Source organism: Micromonospora sp. R77 (assembly GCF_022747945.1).
Taxonomy (GTDB): Bacteria; Actinomycetota; Actinomycetes; order Mycobacteriales; family Micromonosporaceae; genus Micromonospora.
Window position 1 is genome coordinate 3217985 of record NZ_JALDST010000001.1, and the last position, 15312, is coordinate 3233296.

The 15312-nt window shown below is 73.1% G+C and carries 14 protein-coding genes, 1 tRNA gene and 3 pseudogenes; 11 read left to right on the forward strand and 7 right to left on the reverse strand.

The window, feature by feature from the left end; translation table 11 throughout:
- Positions 1–44: 44 nt before the first annotated feature.
- From tmk to MRQ36_RS15050, 6 genes and pseudogenes are all read left to right on the forward strand, one after another.
- Positions 45–2108 (forward strand): dTMP kinase, encoded by a 2064-nt coding sequence (tmk, locus tag MRQ36_RS15025; RefSeq protein WP_242801123.1) that lies wholly within the window; start codon positions 45–47, stop codon positions 2106–2108.
- A pseudogene (locus MRQ36_RS15030) lies at positions 2108–3377 on the forward strand (DNA polymerase III subunit delta'). Before tmk ends, MRQ36_RS15030 begins: the two are co-directional and overlap by 1 nt.
- A 127-nt stretch (positions 3378–3504) precedes the next feature.
- Positions 3505–3834 carry a YbaB/EbfC family nucleoid-associated protein gene (locus tag MRQ36_RS15035; RefSeq protein WP_242796138.1) on the forward strand — a complete coding sequence of 110 codons (330 nt, stop codon included), beginning with the start codon at positions 3505–3507 and terminating at the stop codon, positions 3832–3834.
- A 1-nt stretch (position 3835) separates the two neighbouring features.
- Positions 3836–4140 (forward strand): annotated as a pseudogene (locus MRQ36_RS33310) (type VII secretion target).
- Entirely contained in the window at positions 4140–4808 is a 669-nt protein-coding gene (locus MRQ36_RS15045) for a hypothetical protein (protein WP_242796139.1), read from the forward strand. Before MRQ36_RS33310 ends, MRQ36_RS15045 begins: the two are co-directional and overlap by 1 nt.
- 281 nt (positions 4809–5089) lie before the next feature.
- The gene (locus tag MRQ36_RS15050) at positions 5090–5929 is read left to right on the forward strand and encodes a regulatory iron-sulfur-containing complex subunit RicT (protein ID WP_242796140.1); all 840 of its coding nucleotides are present in this window, start codon (positions 5090–5092) and stop codon (positions 5927–5929) included.
- A gap of 121 nt (positions 5930–6050) precedes the next feature.
- Here the strand turns inward: MRQ36_RS15050 and MRQ36_RS15055 are convergent, their stop codons facing one another.
- Positions 6051–7796: a metallophosphoesterase gene (locus MRQ36_RS15055; RefSeq protein ID WP_278188291.1), complete on the reverse strand. Its 1746-nt coding sequence runs from the start codon at positions 7794–7796 to the stop codon at positions 6051–6053.
- 127 nt (positions 7797–7923) lie between these two features.
- On the opposite strand from MRQ36_RS15055, the gene MRQ36_RS15060 reads away from it, so the two are divergent.
- Positions 7924–7997 (forward strand) — tRNA-Thr (locus MRQ36_RS15060).
- Positions 7998–8176: 179 nt separating this feature from the next.
- On the opposite strand, the gene MRQ36_RS15065 is transcribed toward MRQ36_RS15060, so the two are convergent.
- The 3 genes from MRQ36_RS15065 to MRQ36_RS15075 all read right to left on the reverse strand — a co-directional run bounded on the left by MRQ36_RS15065 (position 8177) and on the right by MRQ36_RS15075 (position 9990).
- Positions 8177–8767: a GrpB family protein gene (locus tag MRQ36_RS15065; RefSeq protein WP_242796141.1), complete on the reverse strand. Its 591-nt coding sequence runs from the start codon at positions 8765–8767 to the stop codon at positions 8177–8179.
- Between the two features lie 335 nt (positions 8768–9102).
- Positions 9103–9672 carry a hypothetical protein gene (locus MRQ36_RS15070; protein ID WP_242796142.1) on the reverse strand — a complete coding sequence of 190 codons (570 nt, stop codon included), beginning with the start codon at positions 9670–9672 and terminating at the stop codon, positions 9103–9105.
- 102 nt (positions 9673–9774) lie between these two features.
- Complete coding sequence (locus MRQ36_RS15075; RefSeq protein WP_242796143.1) at positions 9775–9990, reverse strand: hypothetical protein; 216 nt, start codon at positions 9988–9990, stop codon at positions 9775–9777.
- A gap of 84 nt (positions 9991–10074) precedes the next feature.
- On the opposite strand from MRQ36_RS15075, the gene MRQ36_RS15080 reads away from it, so the two are divergent.
- Entirely contained in the window at positions 10075–10560 is a 486-nt protein-coding gene (locus MRQ36_RS15080) for a MarR family winged helix-turn-helix transcriptional regulator (protein ID WP_242796144.1), read from the forward strand.
- Positions 10561–10903: 343 nt separating this feature from the next.
- Here the strand turns inward: MRQ36_RS15080 and MRQ36_RS15085 are convergent.
- The 3 genes and pseudogenes from MRQ36_RS15085 to MRQ36_RS15095 form a co-directional block, all read right to left on the reverse strand.
- Positions 10904–11353, reverse strand: a pseudogene (locus MRQ36_RS15085) (SRPBCC family protein); the annotation flags it as partial.
- A gap of 169 nt (positions 11354–11522) precedes the next feature.
- Complete coding sequence (locus MRQ36_RS15090; RefSeq protein WP_242796145.1) at positions 11523–12149, reverse strand: hypothetical protein; 627 nt, start codon at positions 12147–12149, stop codon at positions 11523–11525.
- A 200-nt stretch (positions 12150–12349) separates the two neighbouring features.
- On the reverse strand, positions 12350–12910 hold the full coding sequence (locus MRQ36_RS15095) for a pyridoxamine 5'-phosphate oxidase family protein (protein ID WP_242801127.1): 561 nt from the start codon (positions 12908–12910) through the stop codon (positions 12350–12352).
- Positions 12911–13120: 210 nt separating this feature from the next.
- Here MRQ36_RS15095 and MRQ36_RS15100 point away from each other — a divergent pair, with 210 nt between their 5' ends.
- Genes MRQ36_RS15100 through MRQ36_RS15110 form a run of 3 tightly spaced genes read left to right on the forward strand, consistent with a single transcriptional unit; the run spans position 13121 to position 15297 of the window.
- Positions 13121–13627 carry a DUF2231 domain-containing protein gene (locus MRQ36_RS15100; RefSeq protein WP_242796146.1) on the forward strand — a complete coding sequence of 169 codons (507 nt, stop codon included), beginning with the start codon at positions 13121–13123 and terminating at the stop codon, positions 13625–13627.
- Positions 13624–14172 (forward strand): Hsp20/alpha crystallin family protein, encoded by a 549-nt coding sequence (locus MRQ36_RS15105; protein WP_242796147.1) that lies wholly within the window; start codon positions 13624–13626, stop codon positions 14170–14172. The genes MRQ36_RS15100 and MRQ36_RS15105 overlap by 4 nt, the downstream gene beginning before the upstream one ends.
- 3 nt (positions 14173–14175) lie before the next feature.
- Positions 14176–15297 carry a glycosyltransferase family 9 protein gene (locus MRQ36_RS15110; protein WP_242796148.1) on the forward strand — a complete coding sequence of 374 codons (1122 nt, stop codon included), beginning with the start codon at positions 14176–14178 and terminating at the stop codon, positions 15295–15297.
- Positions 15298–15312 lie beyond the last annotated feature (15 nt).

Below are 15312 nucleotides of genomic sequence, written 5' to 3' on the forward strand. Positions count from 1 at the left end.
TCCGCTCGGTGCTGCGCATCCGACCCTTCCGCCGGCTCTGGATCGTGCTCGGCGCGGCGTCGTTCGGTGACTGGCTCGGCCTGCTCGCCACCGCGCTCTTCGCCGCCGCGCAGGTGCAGGGGAGCACCGCCCAGGGCGCCGCGTTCGGTGGCGTGACCGCGATCCGGCTGCTGCCGGCGCTTGTGCTCGGCCCGGTGGCCGGCGTCTTCGCCGACCGGTTCGACAGGCGCTGGACGATGGTCATCTGCGACCTGCTGCGGTTCGTGCTCTTCGCCTCGATCCCGCTCTACGCGCTGACCGGTGCCGGCGGTGGACTGGTGGTCGGCTGGGCGCTGATCGCCACCTTCCTGATCGAGTCGGTCACCCTGCTGTGGATCCCGGCCAAGGAGGCCGCGGTCCCCAACCTGATTCCGCGCGCCCGGCTGGAGGCGGCCAACCAGCTCACCCTGATCACCACGTACGGCCTCACCCCGGTCGCCGCCGCCATCGCCCTGGCCGTGCTGGACCGCGGCGTCCGGGGGGCCGTCGGCGGCGAGCTGCCCTCCTGGGCCGAGCCGGCCCAGCTCGCCCTCTGGTTCAACGCCATCTCCCGGCTGGCCACCGCGCTCGTGGTGGCCTTCGGCATCAAGGAGATCAGCGAGGCCCAGCGCGGCGAGGGCGAGCGCGCCGAGCAGAGCATGTTCCGCCAGTTCTCCGAGGGCTGGAAGTACATCGGCCAGACCCCGCTGGTGCGCGGCCTGGTGCTGGGCATCTTCGGGGCGTTCGCCGGCGGCGGCATCGTGGTCGGCACGGCGAAGTTCTTCGCCAACTCGCTGGGCGCCGGCGACGCCGCCTTCTCGCTGCTCTTCGGCGCGATCTTCATCGGCCTGGCGCTCGGCATCGGGCTCGGCCCGATGATCGTGCGGGACATGTCCCGGCGCCGTTGGTTCGGCATGAGCATCGTGCTGGCCAGCGCCTCGGTCCTGGTCCTCGCCTTCGCCATCCACCTCTCCATGGCGATCCTCGGCGCGATCCTGGTCGGCGCGGGCGCCGGCATGGCCTTCCTCGCCGGCACCACGCTGCTCGGCGGCGAGGTCGCCGACGAGGTACGCGGCCGGGTCTTCGCCGTGGTGCAGATCGGCACCCGGCTGGTGCTGATCCTGGCCATCGCGCTGAGCAGCCTCCTGGTCGGCGTCGGCGGCTCCCGCAAGCTAACCATCGCCGACCTCGGCATCTCCGTCTCCTCCACCCGGCTGCTGCTGCTCGTCGCCGGTGCGGCCGGCATCTTCGCCGGGATCAGCGCCTTCGGCCAGATGGACGACAAGAAGGGCGTGCCGGTCCTGGCGGACCTCTGGGGCTCGATCCGGGGCCGCCCGCTGATGCCGGCCGAGCACTTCGTCTCCAGCGGCCTCTTCGTGGTCTTCGAGGGTGGTGAGGGCGCCGGCAAGTCCACCCAGCTCGCCGCGCTCGCCGAGCGGTTGCGCGCCGAGGGCCGCGACGTGGTGGTCACCCGGGAGCCGGGGGCCACCGGGGTCGGCGAACGGATCCGGGCGCTGGTGCTCGAACCGGCCGGGGAGACCGCGCCGTCGCCGCGCGCCGAGGCGCTGCTCTACGCCGCCGACCGGGCGCACCACGTCGCCACGGTGGTCCGGCCGGCGCTGATCCGGGGCGCCGTGGTGATCAGCGACCGGTACGTCGACTCGTCGCTGGCCTACCAGGGTGCCGGTCGTACGCTGCCGGTGCAGGAGGTCTCCTGGCTCTCCTCGTGGGCCACCGGTGGGCTCAAGCCCGACCTGGTGGTGCTCCTCGACGTGGACCCGCACACCGGGCTGTCCCGGGTCGAGTCCCGCAACGCCGGCACCGACCGCCTGGAAGCCGAGTCGATCGCCTTCCACGAGCGGGTCCGGTACGCCTTCCTCGACCTGGCCGCCGCCGACCCGAAGCGCTACCTGGTGCTGGACGCCGCCCGCCCGGCCGAGGAGATCGCCGCGGCGGTCGCCCGGCGGGTGGACGAGTTCCTGGTCGACCCGGCCGGCATCGTGCACCCCCGCCCGGCCCAGGGCCCCGACACCTCGGTCCAGCCCGAGTTATCCGACACGGAGCTGGTGAGCCTGGAGCGCCCCACCTGATGTCGGACGTCTTCGCCGACCTGGTCGGCCAGGACGAGGCGGTCGACACGCTGCGCCGGGCCGCCGCCTCGGCCGCCGCCGTGCTGCGCACCGCCACCGTCGCCGCAGCCGCCCCGGCCGGCACGAGCGGATCGGCCGGCACGAGCGGTCCGGCCGGCACCGGGCCGGCCACCGGGCCCGACCCGGGGGCCGGGATGACCCACGCGTGGATCTTCACCGGGCCGCCCGGCTCCGGTCGGTCGGTGGCGGCCCGCGCCTTCGCCGCCGCGTTGCAGTGCGTGCACGGCACCGGCTGCGGGGAGTGCCCCGGCTGCCACACCACGCTGACCGGCACCCACGCCGACGTGCGGCTGGTGGTGCCGGAGGGGCTCTCCATCGGCGTCAACGAGATGCGCGCGCTGGTGCTCCGCGCGGCCAGCACCCCGTCCGGCGGGCGCTGGCAGGTGGTGATCATCGAGGATGCCGACCGGCTCACCGAGGCGGCCGGCAACGCTCTGCTCAAGGCGGTCGAGGAGCCGCCGCCCCGGACGGTCTTCCTGCTCTGCGCCCCCTCCGTCCACCCGGACGACATCTCGGTGACCATCCGGTCGCGCTGCCGGGTCGTACCGCTGCGGCAGCCGTCGGCGGCGGCGGTGGCCGAGGTGCTCGTACACCGGGACGGGATCGCCCCCGACGTGGCGCAGTGGGCCGCGGCGGCCGCGCAGGGGCACGTGGGCCGGGCCCGGCGACTGGCCCGCGACCCGGAGGCACGGCAGCGCCGGGACGCGGTGCTCGCGGTGCCGCGCCGGCTGACCGGGGTGGGTGCGGCCTTCGACGCCGCCTCGGCGCTGATCGAGGCGGCCGAGGCGGAGGCCGCGGCGTCGGTGGCCGAGGCCGACGAGTCCGAGCGGCGGCGTTGCAGACCGCGCTCGGCGCAGGCGGCACCGGGCGCGGCGCGGCCGGGCGATGCGCGGTGCCGCCGGTCAGCTCAAGGAGCTGGAGAAGCGGCAGAAGTCGCGGGCCACCCGGGCCCAGCGGGACGCCCTGGACCGGGCCCTGGTCGACCTGGCCGGCTTCTACCGGGACGCGCTGACCATGGCGTTGCGCGCGCCGGTCGGGCCGGTGCACACCGACACCGCCGAGGTGGCGCGGGCCGGCGCGCAGAAGTGGGAGGCCGAGGGGGCGCTGCGCCGGCTGGAGGCCGTGCTGGAGTGCCGGGCGGCGATCGAGGCGAACGTCAAGCCGCGGATCGCGGTGGAGGCGATGATGCTCGCCCTCTGGCGCGGCTGACCGTCGTCCAACCGTCATCCACAGGGCATCGACAGTCGCGATTGACGTGCGGTACGGTCCGGTGTGCCGTGGTGACGGTGGCGGCACGCTGAGTGAGTGGGGCCGTCTGCCGGGGAGGAGTCCGCCCATGCCGCGGGGGGAGATCGACGAGGCCTGGATCGAGGAGGCGGTGCGGCGCTACCGGCGCATCGAGTCCCTGCAGGCCGAGTTCGACCAGGCGGTGACGACGGTCGAGGTCACCGTCCGCTCACCCGACGGGCTGGTCGAGGTGGTGGTGACGGCCGGCGGGCGGATCACCGACGTGCGCTTCCTCGGCCCGCTGCACCAGCGCAGTCCCCGCGACGTGGCCGGGTCCGTGCAGGCCGCGGTCACCGCCGCGGCCGACGCCGCGCAGTGGGCGCGGGAGAAGCTGCACAACGAGACCTTCGCGACCTACCGCCCCCTGGCCGGAGCCTGAGATGGAGAGCCTGCACGCCCTGGCCGGTCGCCTCGACGAGGCGAGCGCCGTCCTGGCCACCGTCGCTCACACGGTCACCGCGAGCGACCCGCCGCACCCGCCTTCGGCGCGCACGTCGCCGGCCGTCCCGGCGAGATCGGGCGCGCCCTGCACCGGCAGTGGACCACCGCCACCGACAGCCGGGCCCGGGAGGCCCGCGCCGCCGCCGCCCGGCTGGCCGCTGCCGCGGCTGCCCTGCGCAGCGCCGCCGACCGATACTCCGACACCGACGACGCCGTCCGCCGCCGGCTGGCCCGGGAGGCGTGATGGACGCCCTGGACCGGCTCGCCGAGCCCGGCCTCGACCTGCTGGACCGCGTCGACCCGCTGCTCGCCTCCGGGGTGCCCGAGGCGCACCGGCTCTGGCCGCTGCTGCGCCGCATGCAGGTGCTCCCCGGCGACGCGGTGCGCGGCTTCCTCGAGCTGCATCCCGCGCCGCTGGCGACCGCCGGCCACGCCGTGCGCCGGCTCGTCCGGGGGTACGACGACGCCGGTGCCACCCTCGCCGACCCGGTCGCCTGGTCCGGCCCGGCCGCCTCCGCGTACGACGAGGCCCGCGGCGCGCTGCTGCGGCACCTCGACGAAGGTCCGGAGAGCCTGGTCGGGCGGCTGGACTCGACGGCGGGCTATGCCGACGCGCTGGCCGACTGGGTGGAGGGCAGCCGGCTCGCCCTGGCCCGGGCACTGGCCGACGTGCTGCGCTCGGCCGAGGCGGTCACCGTGCTCGCCGCCACTCGACCCGGGGCCGACACCGGCCTCACCGGGGTGCTGGCGGCGGCGGAGATCGCCGTACGGGTGCTCTCCGTCCTCGGGGTGGCCTACGACGGCGCGGAGACGCTGCTGCGGCAGTGGGGGCCCAGCCTCGCCGAGACGACCTGGCGGGACCGCCCGGTGAACGCCCCCCGCTACGGCGGCACCACCCGGATCGGTCGCTGACCCGGACACGGCCACGGCGTCGCGCTGCATCCGGCGTGAACCGGCTGCGGCGGCGACGCCGTGGCTTTCCCTGCACCCCCCGCAGGTCTGTGTTCACTCAACGCTGTCGGCGGGCGTTTGTCCCCGGTGCCGGCCAGGAATCAGCCGTCCGGGCGAGGGGCAACCACACGACGGGTGGGGTGCCGGTCGGTCGAGTCGACAGTCGTGGATCGCTGCACGGCGTGACCGGGTGACGACGCCCCGGCGGGCCGGCGGCGGTCCGCCGTCGTAGGGTGGACGGCATGGGCATGCTCTGCGCGGTCAGCTTCAACCGGTACGGGCGCCTCTACTACCTCGACCCCGGTGAGTTCCGTCCACAGGTGGGCGACCGGGTGCTGGTGCCCACCGACGACGGGCCCGAGGTGGCCGAGTGCGTCTGGGCGGCCCAGTGGGTGTCCGAGGAGACCGGGGGTTTCCCCCGGCTGGCCGGGCTGGCCGGCGAGGACGACCTGCACCGCGACGAGCTGCTGCGCCAGCGCAAGGCGGAGGCGAAGGTGGCCGCGAAGCGGCTGATCCGGGAGCACGGCCTGCCGATGAAGGTGGTCGCGGTGGACCACGTGCTCGGGCCGGCGGACGCCGGCACCGACCGGACCACCGTCTACTTCACCGCGCCGCACCGGGTGGACTTCCGCTCGCTGGTCCGCGACCTCGGCGCCACCCTGCGCTGCCGGGTGGAGCTGCGGCAGCTCTCCGCGCGGGACTCGGCGCGGGTCCAGGGTGGCATCGGCTCCTGCGGCCGTGACCTGTGCTGCGCCACCTTCCTCAACGACTTCGAGCCGGTCACCATCCGGATGGCGAAGGACCAGGACCTGCCGCTGAACCCGCTGCGCATCTCGGGCGCGTGTGGTCGCCTGATGTGCTGCCTCAAGTACGAACACCCGCTGTATCAGAAGTTCCAGGAGTCCGCCCCCGCCGTCGGCACCCGAGTGACCACCCCCGAGGGCGACGGCCGCGTGGTCGGCCACAGCGTCCCGAGAGACGCGGTGACCGTCCGCCTCGACGCCGACGGCTCCCGCTGCTCCTGCAGCCGCGCCTCCGTCTGCGCCCCCCGCCAAGCCCACGACCAGCACTACACCCCCTGACCCCCGCCCCCTCCCGCAGCGTCCCTGCCCAGTGGCGTTGATCAAGAGGTCTGCGTCTGCGTGCGCGCTCTTCGAGACGCAAACCTCTTGATCAACAGGCGGAGCGAGGAGGGGAGGGCGGTCAGGGGAGGGTGATGGGGGGTTCGGCCAGGCGGGGGAGCAGGGGGTGTTGGGGGGTGAGCCAGGAGGCGGTGGGGGACTGGTCGGGGTTGAGCTGCCAGGCGTGGGAGACCTTGTCCAGGGCGATCGGATAGATCGTGAGCGTGCCGTCGGGGTCGATCCGCATCCGTAGGAAGGACTTCGAGTCCTCAATGCCCTGGCCGGCGAAGAGCTCGTTCACGTTCACCCCGAACGCGCCCGCCACCAGCAGGTACAGCGCGACCACCTGGCTGGAGACCAGGCCGATCACCGGGCCGTACACGACGGCGGCGGCGACCGCCGGCAGCGGCCACGGCCACTCGTAGAGAGGCAGCGACAGCCAGGCCCAGGTGCCGGCGGCGGCCAGCGCCACGTGGGCCAGGCCGTGGCCGACGCCGAGGATCCAGTGCCGGACGTGCCGTTTCCCGCCGGCGCTCGGTGGCTTGGCGAAGAACGCCGCGCTCAGCATCGTCACCACGAACATGATCACCAGCGGCACGCTGAACAGCCGCTGCTCGGTGGCGCCGGCCCGGTGCGCGGCCACCCCGGCCATCGCCAGCATCAGCAGGGTGTGCAGCGTGCCGAGCAGCGTGGTGAAGCCCGGGTTGCGGAACGGCAGCCGGGCGAAGATGCCCCAGCCGTAACGCCGGGAGCGGGCCGCGTCCGGGAAGCGGGCCACCAGGTCGTACGGGCGGGTGCGGCTGGCCCGGCGGGACGGGGTGTCCCGCGGCGGCACCTCGATCCGCTCCGGCAACTTGTGCGTGGGATAGAGGTAGGCGCCGCCGCCACCACAGGTGACGAGCTGCCGGTCCGGGCCGGTGTAGCGGGCGTAGTGGTGCAGGTCGCCGGAGAGCAGCAGGCGCACCTGCGCACCCGTGGGGGCGATGATCGTACGGATGAAGTAGTCGACCGAGTCGTACGCCGTGGGGTGGTCGACGGCCTTGACCCAGGTCGGCTCCGGCACGGCCAGGATCACCTTGCAGCGCGGGGTGAGCTTCCGGGCGACCTCGTCGAAGTAGGTGAGCTGCGGATCGTCCAGGTACGACCCGGACTGGTCGTCCAGGCCCAGCAGCCACCAGCCGCCCGGCAGCTCCACCGCGAAGTACGACCGGGACTGCCCGGTGCCCCAACCGGCGAAGTGCCGGTCCCGGGAGCGGACGAAGAGCCGCAGGAAGGCGGTCAGCCCGTCGTACCAGTCGTGGTTGCCGGGCACCGCGAAGAGGGTCGGCCGCTCGGGCGGCGAGCAGGGCAGCGCCGCCTGGTACGGCCCCTTGGCCCGGTCCTCGTACGCCTCGTAGGACGCCGACGGATAGACCTGGTCGCCCCCCATCACCAGGGTCTGCGCCCGGGGCAGCCGGTGCCCCTCCACCTCCAGCTCCGGCTGCGCCAGCAGGTACGCCACCGAGTAGGTGGCGTCGAAGCCGTCCCCCAGGTCCGCCACGTAGTCCAGCCACAGCCCGCCGTCCGGCCCGACCTGGTGGAAGATCCCGTCGCCGAACGCGTTCTGCAGCTCCCGCTTGTCCAGGTACGCCCCGAACAACATCGCCAGCAGCGTCCGGATGCCGGTGCTGATCAGCAGGAACGGCGCCAGCCAGGGCACCGGCTTGCGCGGGGTGAAGCCCAGCTCCAAGGGGTCGAGGCTGCGTGGCCGGCGGGCGGCCCGCTCGCCCGGCTGCGCCTCGGGGATCGGCTGCTGCTCCGGTACGTGATCGTCGCTCACTCGCCGCAGGGTAGTCCTGACGCGCTGCGAGCGGTGTCCGGTGAACGTCTGAAGATGCCGCAGTGTCCGGATCGGCGCGCGGGGGGGGATCCCGTTCGGTCGCGGGTGGGGGTGTGCCGTACACTTGATGATCGTTGCCGCCTTAGCTCAGTCGGCTAGAGCGACGCACTCGTAATGCGTAGGTCGACGGTTCGATTCCGTCAGGCGGCTCGGTGAAGAAGCCCAGGTCAACGACCTGGGCTTCGCCGTTTCCCGAGGTCGACAACAGCGCCCGCCGGTCCACGAAAGGTCCGCATCCGCGTCGCGACCGCCTCGTCCCCGATGCGATCGCGACGCGCGCGCTCCAGGTGTACTGGCGGCGCCCGGGAGCCGCGGGTCGGCGCGGTTGTTCAGCGCAGCCCGCACCGCTTGAGGATGTCGATGATGATCGCCGTCTTGCCCTGGACGTACAGCGCCATGTCCATCGGGTGTTCCTGTGCGATGCGCTGCTTCTCGGCCGCATAGCGATCGCGATCTTCCGAGTGGGTGCGGAGCCGGTCTCTGAGGATCAGGTGCCGGAGGTACTCATCGCAGTCAGGGCCGAAGACGTGCAGATTCACGCCGTGGTCGTGGGTCCAGAGGCAGCGGTGCCCGTACCAGTCGGGGTCGCGGGTGCGGAGCAGGTAGCCGGCGGCTTCCAACGGCGGCACGTAGGCGTCTTCGTCTGCCGGGTCCGCAACGATGAGGTCGATGTCGAGTCGATTCTTGGCCGCCAACCCGGGCACCGCGGTGGACCCGACGTGCTCGACGGCAAGAGCCTTGGCGCCGAGCGCGGCCCGGATGGCGGCCTCCTCCTTGGCGAACATGGCGGGCCACTCAGGGTTGTAGGCGTCGATCGTGATGGGTGAGGTGACGTTCGCCGGACGGTTGCCGACTGCTCGCTTCGTAGCCTTGTCGCCGGTGAGATCCAGCGATGCCTTGGGCAGAGGTGGAATGCGCATTGGAGGCACCTTAGTGAGGCCGCCCCCGATTCGCGGCCCCGTCCGCCCGGCCCGCCACTGCGCCTGCCGTACGACGGGCACCTTCCGGCCAGCACTCTCTTCCCACCCGTAACCGGCCGATTCGGCCCGGACGGCACCGGCGTCTTCCTCGGCGACGACGAGTACGACGCCCGCCCGATCCGGGCGCGCTTCATCTGGTCGGAGGTCACGGAGAACAGCGCTCACTGGGAGCAGGCGTTCTCCGTGGACGGTGAGCGGACCCGGATCACCAACTGGCACATGCACTTCACCCGCCGCCCCGCCTGACCGTCACCCGGTCCAGCCGACCGCAGCGGCTAGGAACCGGTGGGGACGAACTGGAAGGACGGGCTGCCGGGCGTCGGCGACCAGGACAAGCCGGCGGTGTCGGTGAAGTTCCGGAGCCGGGCGAGGGCCGCCTCGGCCGAGGTGGTGTCCGACAGGTGCACGGTGATGCCGGAGAAGGTCAGCCAGGCGTCGGCGACCACCCGGTCGATGCCGAGGCGGTCCACGTCACCCCGCAGGGCGGCCCGGGCGTGGACCGCCCGTTCGCGCTGCTCGACGATCTCCAGGTCGATGAGGTCGTACTGGTGGTGCGAGAAGAAGTAGACGCTGGCTTCGGCCGGCTCGCCGATGTCCCGGACCGTTTGACCTGCCATGTTGCGCCAGCCGGGCACAGGGAGGGAGAGCCAGTCGACGTCCAGGAAGACGGGGCTGCTCCCGTAGTCGCGGCTCACCTCCTGGAACGGGAAGCGGAAGCTCCAGGTCAGGGCCGGCGGCAGGCCGATCCGCGGGTTGTCGAAGAGCAGTCCGCCCCACGTTCCACCCTCGACCTGGAGGAGTTCCCGGGCGGTCAGGACGTCGTCGTCGGCAGCCTGCGTCGTCACGCGCGGAGTCTCCCACAGGCGCGTCGGGTTGACGCGTCACTGGTCGGTGCGATGCAGGGGCGTCGAGGGTGGGGACGTATCCCTGGCACGCCACGGCAAACGTCAGCGCCCCTGGCGGGCCGCGCGCTCGGCGCGCTTGCGCTCGCGCTGCTCCCGGCTCCACTGCTTGCGCCGTTCGAGGTCCTGCTTCCACAGGTCCCGCGCCTGCTGGGAGCCGCCCTGGACGGCGTTCTCCACGGTGGCCGGGCCGGCGAGGTTCTGATAGACCCAGCCGAGGATCCGCCCGCCCCGGCCCGCGTCCTGCTTCTCCTCGGCCATCTTCCACTCCTCCGACCATTGGCGTGCAAACAATTGGTGCCCCAACTATTGGTACGGTAGCAGCGGTGAGAGGGAAGGAACCGGATGGGTGACCTGGGCGACATCGACGATCCGCTGGCGCTCGAACAGCAGGTCTGCTTCGCCCTCTCGGTGGCTGCCCGAGGCGTGGTGGCCGTCTACCGGCCGCTGCTCGAACCGATGGGACTCACCCACCCGCAATACCTGGTCATGCTGGCGCTGTGGCAGCACGCCCCGCTCTCCGTACGCGAGCTGAGCCGGCTGCTGCAACTCGATCCCGGCACCCTGTCGCCCCTGCTCAAGCGCCTCGAAGCGAGCGGCTATCTCCGGCGAGAGCGGGACCCGGCCGACGAGCGCAGCCTCGCCGTGACGCTCACCGAGCGGGGGCGGGCGCTGCGCGCCGAGGCCGAGCGGATCCCGCCGGCCATCGTCGAGCGGCTCGGTATGCCCGTCGCGGAGTTGACGCGGCTGCACGGCACCCTGACCGAGGTCATCGAGGCGGCCCGGCAGGCGTCGAAGTCGGGCCCGCCGCCCGCCGACCGCGCGGACTGAACCACACCGGCACGACGACGCCCGGCGGACCGGGAGCGGTCCGCCGGGCGTCGCCGGCAGGGAAGGACGTACGTCAGATGGTGCGGCGCGGGTCCGTCGGGTAGGCGGTCGTGCCGGGCTCCGGGACGACCTCGACGTCGGTCACCACGTACTCGGTCTCGGTCTCCGGGGTCGTCGGGGTCTCGTCACCCGAACGGTGCTTGGCGAGCGCCGCGGCACCCGCCGCCGCGCCGGCTACGGCCGCGCCCGCCGCGACGGCCTTGCCGGAGATGCCGGCCTTGCCGTCGTCACCCCGGGAGGAGGCGGCGTGCTCGACGCCGGGCGTGCCCAGGTTGCGGCCCTCGTCGACCGTGCCGCGCCAGGCGCCCGTCTCGACGCCCCGGCCCTCGATGTACGACTTGAACTTCTCCAGGTCGGCCTCGGCCCGCTTCTCGACGATGTGCAGCTTGTCGCCGGCCTTCTCGACCAGGCCCTCCGGCTCGTACTCCAGGGAGAGCCGGACCTGGGTGCGGTCGGTGCCGACCGGCTGGAAGTAGACGGCGCCGGCGTTGGTGGCCCCGTCGGTGGCGGCCCAGGCGACCTTCCGGTCCGGCACCTGCTCCAGCACCTTGGCGTCCCACTCGCGCTTCACGCCCGCGATCTCGGCGACCCAGTGCATCCGCTTGTCGTCCAGCTGGCGCACCTCCTGGACGCCGCCCATGAACCGGGGGAACTCCTCGAACTGCGTCCACTGGTTGTAGGCGGTGCTGACCGGGACATTGACTTCGATGGACTTCTCGACCTTGGTGGTCATGAGCACTCCTTCGTCGTTGAGTGTTCTCAGGACGGCTTTCCTCGCGTCTGAAGAATTGGTACCCACCGCATACGGCCTAAACCAGAAAGGTCGACGGCCATGCGCCGGACAGCGCGAAGGCCCAGGTCGACGCGTCGACCTGGGCCTTCGGGGCCGGTGTACGAGGGCGTCAGCCGTCCTCGCGGTCCGGGCTCTCCAACCGGAAGAAGTTGCTCTGCCGCCCGTCGGAGCGCTCCTCCTGATAGATGAAGTTGAGCCGCCGCTCGTCGAACGCGCGGAACCACTCCTCCCAGCTGATCTCGCTCAGCCGTTCCTCGCGTCCGTTGGCCAGGAAGTCGATGCGCAGCACACCGGCGTGCCCGTCGTGCTCACTGCCGTCCACCGTGGTCGGTACGCCCTTGCGCGCCTCGGCCCAGCGCCGGATCACCTCGTGGTCGGTGGTGACCAGACTGCGCCCGGCCCGCTCCGGCTCGTCGTCGACCGAGGTGATCTCCTGCGAGTACCTGATCGAGCTCGAGGTGTGCGCGCCGGTCCGGATGCCGCCGGACGAGCCCGAGCCGCCGGAGGAGCTGCGGCCCGAATCGTCGCGCATGCTCTTGATCAGAGCCTTGACCAGGTCGTCCTTCTGCATGTCGGTGGTGTCGGTGACGCCGCGTCGGCGCAGCCGGTCGCGCAGCTGGTCCACCTTGAGCCGGGCGATGTCGCTCTCGTTGATGTCGGGCGTGTTGGGGGTCTGGTTACCCGGCGGGTTCGTGGTCGAGCCACTGCCGCGCCCGGAGTTCTTCGTCGTCGGCATCGCACATCGTCCTTCCTCGACCCGTGTCCTGAGGGGGTTGCCGCACCGCGCGATCGCGGTGCGCCGTCCCTTGATCTGTACCCTCAGTCGCCCGGTGAAACGCCGGACCGTCCCGGATCCCCCGGCTGCCGGTGCCGCAACGGCTCGGCGGCCGGGCTCGGCGCTGAACTCCACGCGGAGCGGCCGGCCGGTGTGGACGGTCAGTACATGGTCTTCAGGTAGTCGGGGCCGTAGTGGCGCTCGAGTTCCTCCAGGGTCGCCGCCGGGGCCTCCACCTCCTTGATCAGCCGGGGCCGGGACGGCAGCGCCTCCGGCCGCCAGGTCTCCGGGCGCCACAGCTGCGAGCGGAGGAACGCCTTCGCGCAGTGGTAGAAGATCTGCTCGACCACCACCTCCACCGCCAGTACCGGCCGGTGCCCCTTGACCACCATGTCCTCGAAGTACGGCGCGTCGCGCACCAGCCGGGCCCGACCGTTGATCCGCAGCGTGTCCGTCCGGCCGGGGATCAGATGGATCAGCCCGACGTGCGGGTTGTCGAGAATGTTGCGGTAGCCGTCCGCCCGCCGGTTGCCGGGCCGCTCCGGGATGGCGATCGTCGTGTCGTCCAGCACCAGCGTGAAGCCGGGCGGGTCGCCCTTCGGCGAGACGTCACAGCTGCCGTCCGCGCCGGCCGTGGCGATCAGGCAGAACGGCGAGGCGGCCAGCCACTCCCGGTCCCGCTGGTGCAGCACCGTGCGTTCCTTGGTGACCGCCCGGGGCATCGGTGCCCCCAGCAGCTCGCGCAGCTCCTCGTACGACGTGATCTCCACGTGGACCTCCCCCGTCGGTGGGACCCCGCCGGCGTTCCGACCCGTGACCGGCGGGGCTCTGCCACCGTTCAGCCTAGAGAGCGCGTCGAGTGCGTTTGCCCCCCGTCGGGTCGGGTACGGCCTCACACGCAGCACGCCGGACGCGACCGGACGGAGGTGGCAGTGGAGAGCCGACTCAAGGTGCTCGGCCACCCCGTACACCCGATGCTGGTGATGTTCCCGGTCGCCCTCCTGGTCACCGCGGTCGGATTCGACGTGATCGACACCGTCGGCGGACCGCGGCTGCTCGGCGAGTTGGCGTACTGGAACATCACCGTCGGCCTGGTCGGCGGCCTGCTGGCCGCCGCGGCCGGCAGTGTCGACCTGCTCGCCATCCCCGCCGGCACCCGGGCGAAGCGGGTGGGGCTCACCCACGCCGCCGCCAACCTCGCGGTGATCCTGCTCTTCGCCGCGGTCTGGGTGGTCCGGCTCAATGCCGACTCCCGGGCCGCCGGCGGCGCGCTGATCGCGATCGAGGTGGTCGCGGTGGCCCTGCTCGGCCTCAGCGCCTGGCTCGGTGGCGAACTGGTCGACCGGCTCGGCGTCGGCGTCGACCCCGAGGCCGACCTGAACGCGCCGAGCTCGCTGCGATCCCCCTCGGCACACCAGCGGATCGGAGACGTGCGATGACGGAACAGAGCGGTGGGTTCGCCCGGGGCTGGCGCGGGCGGCAGCAGGGCTGGGACCCGATGGGCGAGCTGCAGTCGCTGCGTTCGGAGCTGAGCCGGCTGGTCGGCGGCCGGTCCGGGCCGCCCGACGTGGAGCTGACCGAGACCAACGACGGCTGGGAGGTCACCGTCCGGCTGCCCGGGGTGGCGCCCGAGGAGGTGGCCGTCGAGCTGGACGACCGGGAGCTCTGCGTCCGGGCCCGCTCGGAGGCCGAGGTCAACGCCGACCAGGGCATCCCGGGCGGGTTCGAGACCCGGGGCTTCGAATACCGGGTCGACCTGCCGTCCCGGGTGGACCCCGACTCGATCGACGCGGTGATGGACCACGGCCTGCTGCGGGTGCGACTGCCCCGGGCGTCCCGGCCCGCGCCGCGCACCATCACCGTCGGCCGGACCGGCCCGCGCCCCACCGGCACCACGACGGGTACGTCCACCCGCGCCGACCCGGCCGCCGACCGGGAGATGCACCACCCCGACACCACCGTCGACGAGATCGACCGGCCCTGACGCGTGACCGCCCCGTCCCCGCTCGGCCCAGGTCCGCTCGGCCCGGTGGGCGAGCGCGTGCCCGACGTCGAGCGGATCGCCGTGCTGCGGGCCAACGCGCTCGGTGACTTCATCTTCATCCTGCCCGCGCTGGAGGCGGTGCGGGCCGCGTACCCGGCGGCGGAGATCATGCTGCTCGGTGCGCCCTGGCACGCGAAGTTCTGGCGCGACCGGCCGGGCCCGGTGGACCGGGTGCTGGTGGTGCCACCGGCCCCCGGCATCCGGGTGCCCGACCCCGGTGAGCCGGAGTCGTCCCTGGCCGACTTCCTCGCCGCGGCCCGCGCGGAACGCTTCGACCTGGCCCTGCAACTGCACGGCGGTGGGGCCAACTCCAACCCGATCGTCGCCGGCCTGGGCGCCCGGGTGACCGCCGGACTGCGGGCCGAGGACGCGCCACCCCTGGACCGCTGGCTCCGGTACGTCTACTACCAGCACGAGGTGATCCGCTATCTGGAGGCCGTCGCGCTGGTCGGCGCGGCGGCCACCACGATCACCCCGGCGCTCGACCCCACCGACACGGACCGGGCGGAGGCCCGCGCGGTGCTCGGTCCGGCGGAGCGTCCGCGGGTGGCGCTGCACCCAGGGGCCACCGACAGCCGGCGGCGCTGGCCGGCCGAGCGGTTCGCCGCGGTGGCCCGGGCGCTGGCCGGCGACGGGTACGAGGTGCTGGTCACCGGCACCCCCGTCGAGCAGGAGGTGGTGGACGAGGTGGTGGCGGCGGCCGGCGTACCGGTCCGTCCCCAGGTGGGCACGCTCGGGCTGGGCGCGCTGGCCGCCTGCTATGCCGACTGCGCGCTGGTGGTCTCCAACGACTCCGGGCCGCTGCACCTGGCCGGTGCGGTCGGCGCCCCGACCGTCGGTATCTACTGGATCGGCAACATGATCAACGGGGCGACGCCGTTGCGGGGCCGGCACCGGCCGATCGCCTCCTGGACCACCCACTGCCCGGTCTGCGGCGTCGACTGCACCCCCGGCATCTATCCGCACCGCCCCGGCGACGGCGACTGCCCGCACCGCGACTCCTTCGTCACCGACGTCCCCGTCGTCGAGGTGGTCGAGGCCGCCCGCGAACTGCTCGCCGGCTGACACCGGACGGTCCGG